This window comes from Bradyrhizobium sp. AC87j1, assembly GCF_002936975.1.
Taxonomy (GTDB): Bacteria; Pseudomonadota; Alphaproteobacteria; order Rhizobiales; family Xanthobacteraceae; genus Bradyrhizobium; species Bradyrhizobium shewense.
Genome location: NZ_PTFE01000094.1, coordinates 19,935 through 29,165 on the forward strand (window position 1 = coordinate 19,935; position 9,231 = coordinate 29,165).

Sequence of the window (9,231 nt, forward strand, 5' to 3'; positions counted from 1 at the left end):
CAGCGCACCACTGCGTGCTGCGCTGCGTCCGGGGCATGAGAGTGGGGATAACAACATGCGCTTCGCAGCCGTCGCCGACGTCCACGGAAACTATCTCGCGCTGGAGGCGGTGCTGGCCGACATCCGGGCCCTTGATATCACCGACATTGTCAATCTCGGCGACATGCTGAGCGGCCCGCTCGATGCGCGCCGCACCATCGAGATCCTGATGCAGCTCGACGCCGTGCACGTGCTCGGCAATCACGACCGCTATCTGCTCGACCGTCCGCCGGAGAAAATGGGCTCGTGGGATCGTCCCGCCCACGCAGCGCTCAACGCCGCGCAACTGGATTGGCTGCGTGCACAGCCGATGACGCAGGTGTTTCGCGAGCAGGTGTTCCTCTGCCACGCGACGCCCGAGAATGACGAGGTCTATTGGCTCGACACCGTGCATCCAGATGGCACGGTCGCGCTGTCGCCGCTCGACCGGATCGAGCAATTCGCGCTGGGGCTCGCGCAATCCCTGATCCTCTGCGCCCACACCCATCTCGCCCGCGCGGTGCGACTTCGCGACGGCCGTCTGATCGTCAATCCCGGCAGCGTCGGCAGTCCCGGCTATCGCGACAAGCATCCGTATCCGCATGTGGTGGAAGCCGGCACGCCGCACGCGCGTTATGCGATCCTCGAGCTTGCGAATGGCGCCTGGCAGGTGACGTTCCGCCACGTCGCGTACGATCACCAGGCCATGGCGACGCTCGCACGCCGCAACGGCCAGCCGGAGCTGGCGAACGCGCTGGCGACGGGATGGATCGAGTAGCGACGCTCCTGTCCCGGACGCGGCGCGGCATGAAATGACGCGACGCAGAGCCGGGACCCAGCACGCGATGGGCCCCGGCTCTGCACCGCATCGCTGAAGAAGCGCTGCGGTGCGTCCGGGGCACGAGCGCGGATTACTTCAACAGCTTCATCGGATCCGCGGCCTTCTGCTTCAATTGCTCGAAGCTGCATTGCCGCGGCGCCTTGTCGGGGCGCCAGCGCAGGATCGAGGTGCCGTGGCGGAAGCGGTCGCCGCTGAAATGGTCGTAGCAGATTTCGATCACCAGCTTCGGTTTCAGCGGACACCATTTTGCCGAGCGCTCGGTCGACCAGCGGCTCGGCCCGCCCGGCGCGTTGCCGGTGAAGCCGGGTTCTGCGATCAGCGCCTCGAGCCGGTCGGTCAGCGCGGGCTTCTGCTCTGCCTTGATCGCGGATGTGAAGCCGACATGGTGCAGCAAGCCTGCGTCGTCATAGAGCCCGAGCAGCAGCGAGCCGACCACCTTTCGCCCGGCGATCTTGTTGGTGGCATAGCGGAAGCCGCCGACGACGCAATCGGCGCTGCGGAATTTCTTGATCTTCTGCATGCCGTCGCGATTGCCGGCCTGGTAGGGCAGGTCGATGCGCTTGGCGATGACGCCGTCCGAGCCGCCACCGGATTGCGCCAGCCATTTTTTCGCGGTGGCATAGCTCGTTGTTGCCGGTGAGAGGCGGAAGAGGCTGCGCTTCAGATTGGCCTTCGCAAAAGCCTCCAGCGCCGGCCGTCGTTCGCTCAGCGGCCTTCCGGCAAGCTGCTTCTGTTTTACCGTCGCGAGCAGATCGAAGGTGAGATAGAGCGCCGGCGTGTCCTGCGAGAGTTTCGTCACGCGGCTAGCCGCCGGGTGAATCCGCTGCAGCAGCGCGTCGAACGAAAAGCTCTTGCCGTGAGGTACGACGATCTCGCCGTCGAGCGTGAAACGATCGGTCGTCAGCTTCAGCGCGGCAGCGACGATCTCCGGGAAATAGCGCGCGAGGTCCTCGCCGGATTTGGAGCGCAAATCGACATGGCCGCCGTCGCGCGACAGCAGGCAGCGAAAGCCATCCCACTTGGGTTCATATTGCCATTCCTTGCCGCGTGGAATCTCGTCGACCGACCGCGCCTCCATGGCAACGAGAGAAGTCGATTTTCGCGCGCGCTTTGCGGGAGGGGCAGGCAAGGGCCGGGACTCGTCATACGCCGAACACGTCCCGTCAACGCAAACGGCCGGCATTTCGCCGGCCGTTGTCGAAAATAATCTTACGCGAGGCGGATCAGACCGCGGAGGTGATCCACTGCTGCAGCTTCGCCTTCGGCGCCGCGCCGACCTGGCGGGAGGCCATCTCGCCGCCCTTGAAGATCATCAGGGTCGGGATCGACATCACGCCGTACTTCGAGGCCGTCTTCGGGCTCTCGTCGACGTTGAGCTTCACGATCTTGACCTTGTCGCCCATCGCGCCGGCGATCTCGTCGAGGGCGGGCGCGATCATGCGGCAGGGGCCGCACCACTCAGCCCAGAAATCGACGACCACAGGACCGTTCGCCTTGAGCACTTCGGCTTCGAAATCGGTGTCAGAAACCTTGCCAACGGCCATGGGAGTACCTCGTTCGGTTGAAAGAATCGGCGCGGATGGGAATCGCGCCCGGGATCATGCCGTCAACCTATGAACGGCCCCTTGCCGGGTCAAGGACGCTCACACCGAGATGAAGGGATGCCAGCGCCGCGTCCAGCGCGGGGGCTGAAATCTCCATATATTCAAGGGCCTCGGTCCAGAGCAGGACGGCGCGGATGGGCTTTTGGGGATAAAGCCGCGCCAGCACCGCCCGGTACAGCGCGAGCTGCCGGACATAGGCGGCGGGCGCTGCGGCCGCGTTCTTGGGCGCCGCCTGGTTGGTCTTGAAATCGACGATCAAAACCTCATCCGGACGAACGACCAGCCGGTCGATCTGTCCCGACACCAGCGCTGGCGCCCGGCCCTGCCGCTCCAGCCGGCCGGCGATGGCCACCTCGGCCCGGCTGCCGGCCGCAAAGACCGGCGCGAAGCGCGGTTCAGTGATCAGGGCGAGCACCTTGTCCGCCAACGCGGCGCGGTCGGCCTCCGTCCAATCGGAGGCATTGCGCGCCATGAAGCCGAGCGCGGCCTCGCGCCGGCGCTCCGCGGCGATATCAGGCAGGGATTGCAGGAGACGGTGCACCAGCGTGCCGCGCTGCAGTGCGAGCGCGCGCGACTGCACCGATTCGCCTGTCCGCACGCTGCGGCCTTCCTCGGCCGACTGGCCGGACGGACGCACCAGGTCGTCGTCAACGATCTCGCGCGGGGCCGGCAGGCGCAGCCAGGCCGGCAGCGCGACTGTCTGGTCCACGGTCGCCGCCGGGATACCCAGCGCGGCGACGTCCTCCGGCCGGGCGAATCGGGTCACCTTGCCGAGCGGCGTCTCGATCACCTGCTTGTCCAGACCCGAGCCGGCGAGCCCGGTATCGACCAGGTCGTACCAGCTGAGCTTGCGGACGTCCTTCCTGTTGCCCGGCAGGCAGCCGCCGACGATCAGCCGGTCCGCCGCGCGCGTCATCGCGACGTAAAGCAAACGGCGATACTCGTCCTCGGTCTCCTCGATCATCGCATTACGGGCCTCGGCGACCGGCTTGGGATCATCGGCCTTGCGCCCGGCCCAGACCACGACCCCGCTGCCATTGCCGCGCGATACGTTGATCAGCTGAAGCCGCTGCGAGTCCGCGGGCGAGGAGGTGGTGTCGACCATGAACACGACCGAGGCCTCGAGGCCCTTGGCGCCGTGCACAGTCATCACCCGGACCTCGTCGCGCGAGATTTCCATGTCGCGCTTCACCTCGGTATCAGCCGAGCGCAGCCAGGCGATGAAACCCTGCAGAGCGGCCGGTGCCTTGCGCTCATAGTTCAGCGCCAGCTCCAAGAATTCGTCGAGCGCGTCATTGGCCTCATGGCCGAGGCGGCGCAGGATGCGCGCGCGTCCGCCGTCACCGCCGAGCAGCCAGGCGTAGAACGCGAACGGCGTCTCCTCCCGTGCCCGCATCTCGCAGGCTTCCAGGCACCGCAATGCCGTGGCGAACTTTTCGCCTGTGCCCGCATGCTCGCTGAGCGCACGGCGCAGCGAGCCCTTGCGGTCATGGGCCAATCGAAACAGATCGTCGTCGTCGAGCCCGAACAGCGGGCTCTTCAGCGCCACAGCCAGCGCGAGATCGTCCTGCGGCAGCAGCAGCGCGTCCGCAAGGTTCATCAGGTCGATGATGGCGATATGCTCGGTGAGCTTGAGCCGGTCGGCGCCAGCGACCGGCACGTTCGCATGCTTGAGCGCCTGGATCACGGCGTCGAACGCATTGCCGCGCCGGCGCACCAGGATCAGCATGTCGCCATAACGTAAGGGTCGGCGTTCGCCTTCATGTCCCGTCAGCGTGCCGCTCTCGACCAGCCGCTTGATCTCCGCCTGGATGCGGCGGGCGAGCTTCACTTCAGGGCTGGTGGTGGCGACGCCGTCGAACGGTGCGCGCCAGCCTTCGATGTTCTGCTTGTCGTCAGCGACTGCTAGGTCCCAAAGCTCGATTGCGCTCGGGCCTGCATCGTCGAGCGCATTGTGGACAGGATAGGCCTTCTCCGCATGGATGCTGCGATAGATAGTCTCGTCGCGAAAGACATGATCGACCGAATGCAAGATCGCTGCGCCCGACCTGAAAGAGTAATTGAAAGAAACCGGATCGAACTTGAGCTTGGCAGCTTCAAACTTTCTTCTGAGGTCATATCGGCGTCGGTCGAACTCTCGGGGTTCTGCCCCCTGGAACGAGAAGATCGACTGCTTCTCGTCGCCGACCGCGAACACCGTGCGGTTCAGCCCCTCGCGCGCGCCTTCGCCGGCGGTGAATTCCGAGATGATGTGCGCGACGATATCCCATTGCCGCGGACTGGTGTCCTGGGCCTCGTCGATCAGGACGTGATCGACACCGCGGTCGAGCTTGTAATGCACCCAGCCCGAGGCGATGCGGTTCAGCATCGCCAGCGTCTTGTCGATCAGATCGTCATAGTCGAGCAGCCCGCGCTCCTGCTTCTCGCGGCGGTAATTCGCGGCAGCGGCCGTTGCGATCTGCAGCAGGGCTGCGGTGCGGTCGCGGACCGTCACGGCGCGACGCCTTTCGATCAACGCATCGAGCCGCCGCGCCTCATTCTCGAACAAATGAGCGACTGATGGATGATCCTTGCAAAATTGCTTGGTCAACAACGTCTTGCGCGGTTGCTTCTTTTCATCCGTCAGGAAGACGGCAAGATAGGCATCAACTTGTGCGCTCCCCGAGACCGCCTTTGCTGACCGCAAGCAATCGGCCTGGTCCTTTTCGGTCTTGTTCCCATCATCTAGCGCAAAGGCGATGTCGTCCCAGCGCGATCGCGGCAGATAGGGTCCATCGAGAATCTCGGTGTCGACATCCTCGATGCGGTAGCTCGCATCAACACCCAGCGCCGCTGCCATCTGCGCAGCCGCGGCTTCGGCGTTGCCGGCCTCATCCGTCCAGGCCATGAAGTGATCGCGGCTCAGGCACGCCTCGCGCACGACCTCCTTGAAGGTGACGTCGGCCGCGCTCGCCATCGCGGTCAGCAATGCGCGGCCGGTGACGCTCTCCGGATCGCGCGCGGCCTCCAGCAGCACCTTCAGATTGGCGCGCTCCATCATGTCGGTCTGGTCGCGCTCGTCGATCACGGCAAAGCGCGCGGGCACGTTGGCCTCGAACGGGAATTGCTGGAGCAGGCGCGTGCACAGCGCGTGGATGGTCTGCACCTTCAGCCCGCCCGGCGTCTCCAAGGCGCACGCAAACAGTTTTCGTGCTTCGCGGCGCAATTTTCGATCCGGGTGGGGGATGCCGACAGCCTTGATCGCTCCGTCGAGCGCCGCATCATCAAGCGTCACCCAGTGACCCAGCGTCGTGAACACGCGTTCGGCCATGTTGGCGGCGGCGGCCTTGGTGAAGGTGATGCAGAGGATCTTTTCCGGCGGCACGCCCGACAACAGCAGACGGATGACCCGCTGCACCAGCACATGCGTTTTGCCCGAGCCGGCATTGGCCGACACGAAAGCCGAGGCAGTCGGATCGGACGCGCGCGCTTGCCGCGCGCGCACCTCGTCCGGGATGGGGCGAGGTAGCTTCACCATTCCTCGATCCCCAAACCGCCGGCCGCTGACCATTCCTTGATCCGGGCAAGGTCGTCATAGGTGCCGTAGCGGTTCGCCCACATCGGCAGATTTAGCGAGGTGTACGGCTGATTCTCGTCCTCGAAGGCGCGGATCAGCGCCTCCAATTTGGCCTTTGCGTCGGCGGCTGCCGTGTCCGGCGGAATTGGCTCGTCACCCTTATTTATCTTGAGCTGGACGATGCGCTCTTCTCCGGCCGGATTGTTGCCGCTCAGGCGCACATAGACGAGCTGGCTCACCGAAGCGCCGGCGTCGATATCGGGAAAGCCGCCCTCGCGCAGGATCGCGGCCTCCAGCGTGAGCTGCGGCGACAGGCCCATGCGGACCTGCTTGCCGGTCGGCGGCTGTCCGGTCTTGTAGTCGAGGATGGCATAGCCGCCGCCCTGGCGCCGTTCGATGCGGTCGGCGCGCGCGGAAAGGCGGAAGCTGCGCGCGCTGTCGAGCGTGATTGAAATCTCGCCGCGCGTCTCCGCGACGATGGCCTCGATCGCGTCGCGGCGCGCGGTCTCCCATTCGCCGAACCAGCGCGCGATGCGCTGGAAGCGCGGCCACCACAGGGCCCGCGCTTCGGGCCGCTCCATCAGCGGCGCGAAATATTTTTCGCCGATGGTTCGCAGCACGCGGGCGGGATCGTCGGGCAGACGCGCGGCATAGCTCTCGGTGAACTCGCCGATCGCATCGTGGATCGCCGAGCCGCGGTCGGCGGCCGACAGCGGCATGTCGACGGGATCGAGCGCGTCGAGCCGCAAAATGTGTTTTGCGTAGATCGTGTAGGGATCGCGCAGCCAGTCCTCGATCGCGGTCACCGACATCCTGAGCGGCCGCGTCGCCCGCGGCGGTCGCGGTTCGGGCTGCTTGATCGGCCTGACCTCGTCCGGCTGGTCCAGCGCGCCCGCGAACTGCACATATTTCTCGCCGGCGCGAACGGCCGCCTTCCAATGATCGTCGCCCGCAACCGCCTCCAGCCGATGCAGGAAGCGCGAGGCCACCGCCGGCGCGCCGCCGGCCTTGGCGGAATGGGTGAGGATCACCTCGTCGCCGCCGAGCAGCTGGGCAAAATCGTGGGCGGAGAGACCGATGCGCCGCTCCGGAAGATCGAGACCGAGCTCGTGCCGCATCGGCCGGCTGAGCCAGGGGTCGATGCGCGGCGCCGGCGGCCAGACGCCTTCGATCAGCCCGCCGACGATGATGCGGTCGGCCTGCATCAGGCGCGATTCCAGCGGGCCGTAGATCTGCAGCCGCGCGCCCGGCTTGTCGCGTCGCCTCACGGCGCGCTCGCTGAACGCGGTCTGGAAGACGTCGGCATAGTCGGGCAGCGTCACCATCAATCCGCTGGTCGTGCCGCCGCGTAGCAGATCGTCGAAGGCGCCGGCGAGCGCGAGGCCTTCGCGCTCCTCGAAGGCGAGCGGAATGCCTTGCTCGTCGCGCGACAGCTCGATCATGATTTCGCGGTGCCGGTGCGCGAGTTCAGCGAAGTCATATGGTTTTGCCGACGCCAGACTCTCGATCGGTGCCAGCGCCTTTTGCAAGGCATCGATCAGCGTCTGGATGCGGTCGATATTCTCGGCCTTGAGACGCGCACGGGGCTCGGCCTTGTGAAGTGCGGAGACCTCGCTGCGCCACAGCTTTGTCAGCTCGTCACGGAATCGATTGAATTCGCGCTGCAGGCCGCCGGTGCCCGCAGGCGGGCGCGTGCCGCGCAGGACTGCAAGCTCGAGATCTTCGATCGCCGCCTTCCACGCGCCAGGCAGCCGGCCGAGCCGGCACAGCGGATGCTTCAGCATCGCCAGCAGCGTTGGCGGCTCCAGTCCCTTGGTCGCCGCTTCCGCCGTGAGCCGGGCAAAGACGCCGGCGGACGTTTCCATCAGCACATCGCCGCCGGAATCGTCGAAGGCGAGATCCCATCGGGTCAGCGCAGCCATCACTCGCCGCGCCAGCGCGCGGTCCGGCGTTACCAGCGCCGCCGATTTGTCGAGATGCCGCGCCTCGCGCATCGCGATGGCAATGGCGAGCGCTTCCATTTCAGGGTTGGGTGCTTCGACGACCGCGAGGTTTTTCATGCCGCCGGAGATCTTCGCCGCGACATCCGGCTGCTTCAGCCGGTCGTGCCAGACTTCCGTCTTGGCGGACGGCCGCATCGATTCCGAGGCGAGCAGATCGCGGCCGCCGTCCGCTGGCGGCTGGAGAATCTCGACGTCACTGCGCTTGATGCCAAAACGTTCCAGCAGTGCGTTCATCGCATATTGCGGATGGTTCGACGCCGGATGCTCAGCGAACTTGCCGAGCGAATCGCGCACGCCGCCGATGCTGCGCCAGGCGTCGTCATCGAGATCGGTATCGAGGCCCGGCAGCACCACGGCGCCATGCGGCAGCGAGGCGACTGCGTGCAGAAATTTGGCGGTGGCCGGCATCGAGCCGGTCGAACCGGCCGCGATGACCGGCCCGCTCGGATGCGCGGTCAGCCGTTTGGCTTCCGCCGCGATCAGGAGATCGCGCCGCGCCGCCGGCTCGATCCGGTTGATCTCGGCGAGATGACCGGGCCAGGCGATGCGTGCGATCCGCAAAAATTCGAGCGAGTGCTGCCAGTAGCGGTCGAGGTTGTCAGGTACGAGACCGTCGAGCGCGCTCCAGTCGACGCCACGCGTCACCATGTCGTCGATCAGGCGCGCGAGGTCGCCGGCGAGCGCCAGCGTCGAAGCGGGCCCGCCGACCACCAGCGGCGAGAGCACCGGGCCCTTGGCCCAGGCCGCGACCAGTTGCGCCAGCGTCAGCCGTCGTTCGAGCTCGCCAAGCCGCGGCGGAATGTCGAGCGGCGTCGCGCCGGAGAACTGCTCGCCCTCGTCGGCGAAGGCGAGCTCATCCTCGTCGATGTCGCCGAGCGCGACGATGCGCGGCAGCACCACGGCGTCCGCCTTCATCTCGTCGAGGAAGATCTCGCGGACCACGCGCATCGCGCGCCTTGTCGGCAGATACAGTGTGGCATCCGCCAGACGCGCCGGTTCCTTGCGCGCCTCGAATCCCTCGACCAGCCGTCCGTCGAGCAGGCTCGCGACGATCGTGCGCAGGAATGGAACTGAGAGGGGGACGCTGAAGACGCGCATGGACTGCCTGATTCGGAGATCAGGGCAATATAGGGAGGCGGGGTCGAATGGTCATGGGGCGGGGGGAAGTCGTCCCCGCTGTTCGTCGGGACTAGAACAGGTGCCGTAGGG

General features: G+C 66.2%; 5 protein-coding genes. 1 reads left to right on the forward strand and 4 read right to left on the reverse strand.

The genetic code is table 11. The annotated features are described in order from the left end of the window. Nucleotides 1-55: 55 nt before the first annotated feature. Nucleotides 56-796: a metallophosphoesterase family protein gene (locus tag CV770_RS33075; protein ID WP_104465337.1), complete on the forward strand. Its 741-nt coding sequence runs from the start codon at nt 56-58 to the stop codon at nt 794-796. Between the two features lie 133 nt (nt 797-929). Here the strand turns inward: CV770_RS33075 and CV770_RS33080 are convergent, their stop codons facing one another. The 4 genes from CV770_RS33080 to addB form a co-directional block, all read right to left on the reverse strand. Next, the gene (locus CV770_RS33080; RefSeq protein ID WP_104465338.1) at nt 930-1,937 is read right to left on the reverse strand and encodes an ATP-dependent DNA ligase; all 1,008 of its coding nucleotides are present in this window, start codon (nt 1,935-1,937) and stop codon (nt 930-932) included. Between the two features lie 145 nt (nt 1,938-2,082). Further along, entirely contained in the window at nt 2,083-2,403 is a 321-nt protein-coding gene (gene trxA, locus CV770_RS33085; RefSeq protein ID WP_007598398.1) for a thioredoxin, read from the reverse strand. 67 nt (nt 2,404-2,470) lie between these two features. Next, the gene (addA, locus tag CV770_RS33090; RefSeq protein ID WP_201760151.1) at nt 2,471-5,980 is read right to left on the reverse strand and encodes a double-strand break repair helicase AddA; all 3,510 of its coding nucleotides are present in this window, start codon (nt 5,978-5,980) and stop codon (nt 2,471-2,473) included. After that, the gene (gene addB, locus CV770_RS33095) at nt 5,974-9,120 is read right to left on the reverse strand and encodes a double-strand break repair protein AddB (protein WP_104465340.1); all 3,147 of its coding nucleotides are present in this window, start codon (nt 9,118-9,120) and stop codon (nt 5,974-5,976) included. The genes addA and addB overlap by 7 nt, the downstream gene beginning before the upstream one ends. Nucleotides 9,121-9,231 lie beyond the last annotated feature (111 nt).

Excerpts from the sequence above, each read along its gene's own strand:
- CV770_RS33080 (WP_104465338.1), bottom strand. The coding sequence starts at position 1,937 with ATGGAGGCGCGGTCGGTCGACGAGATTCCACGCGGCAAGGAATGGCAA.
- CV770_RS33075 (WP_104465337.1), top strand. The coding sequence starts at position 56 with ATGCGCTTCGCAGCCGTCGCCGACGTCCACGGAAACTATCTCGCGCTG.
- trxA (WP_007598398.1), bottom strand. The coding sequence starts at position 2,403 with ATGGCCGTTGGCAAGGTTTCTGACACCGATTTCGAAGCCGAAGTGCTC.
- addB (WP_104465340.1), bottom strand. The coding sequence starts at position 9,120 with ATGCGCGTCTTCAGCGTCCCCCTCTCAGTTCCATTCCTGCGCACGATC.
- addA (WP_201760151.1), bottom strand. The coding sequence starts at position 5,980 with ATGGTGAAGCTACCTCGCCCCATCCCGGACGAGGTGCGCGCGCGGCAA.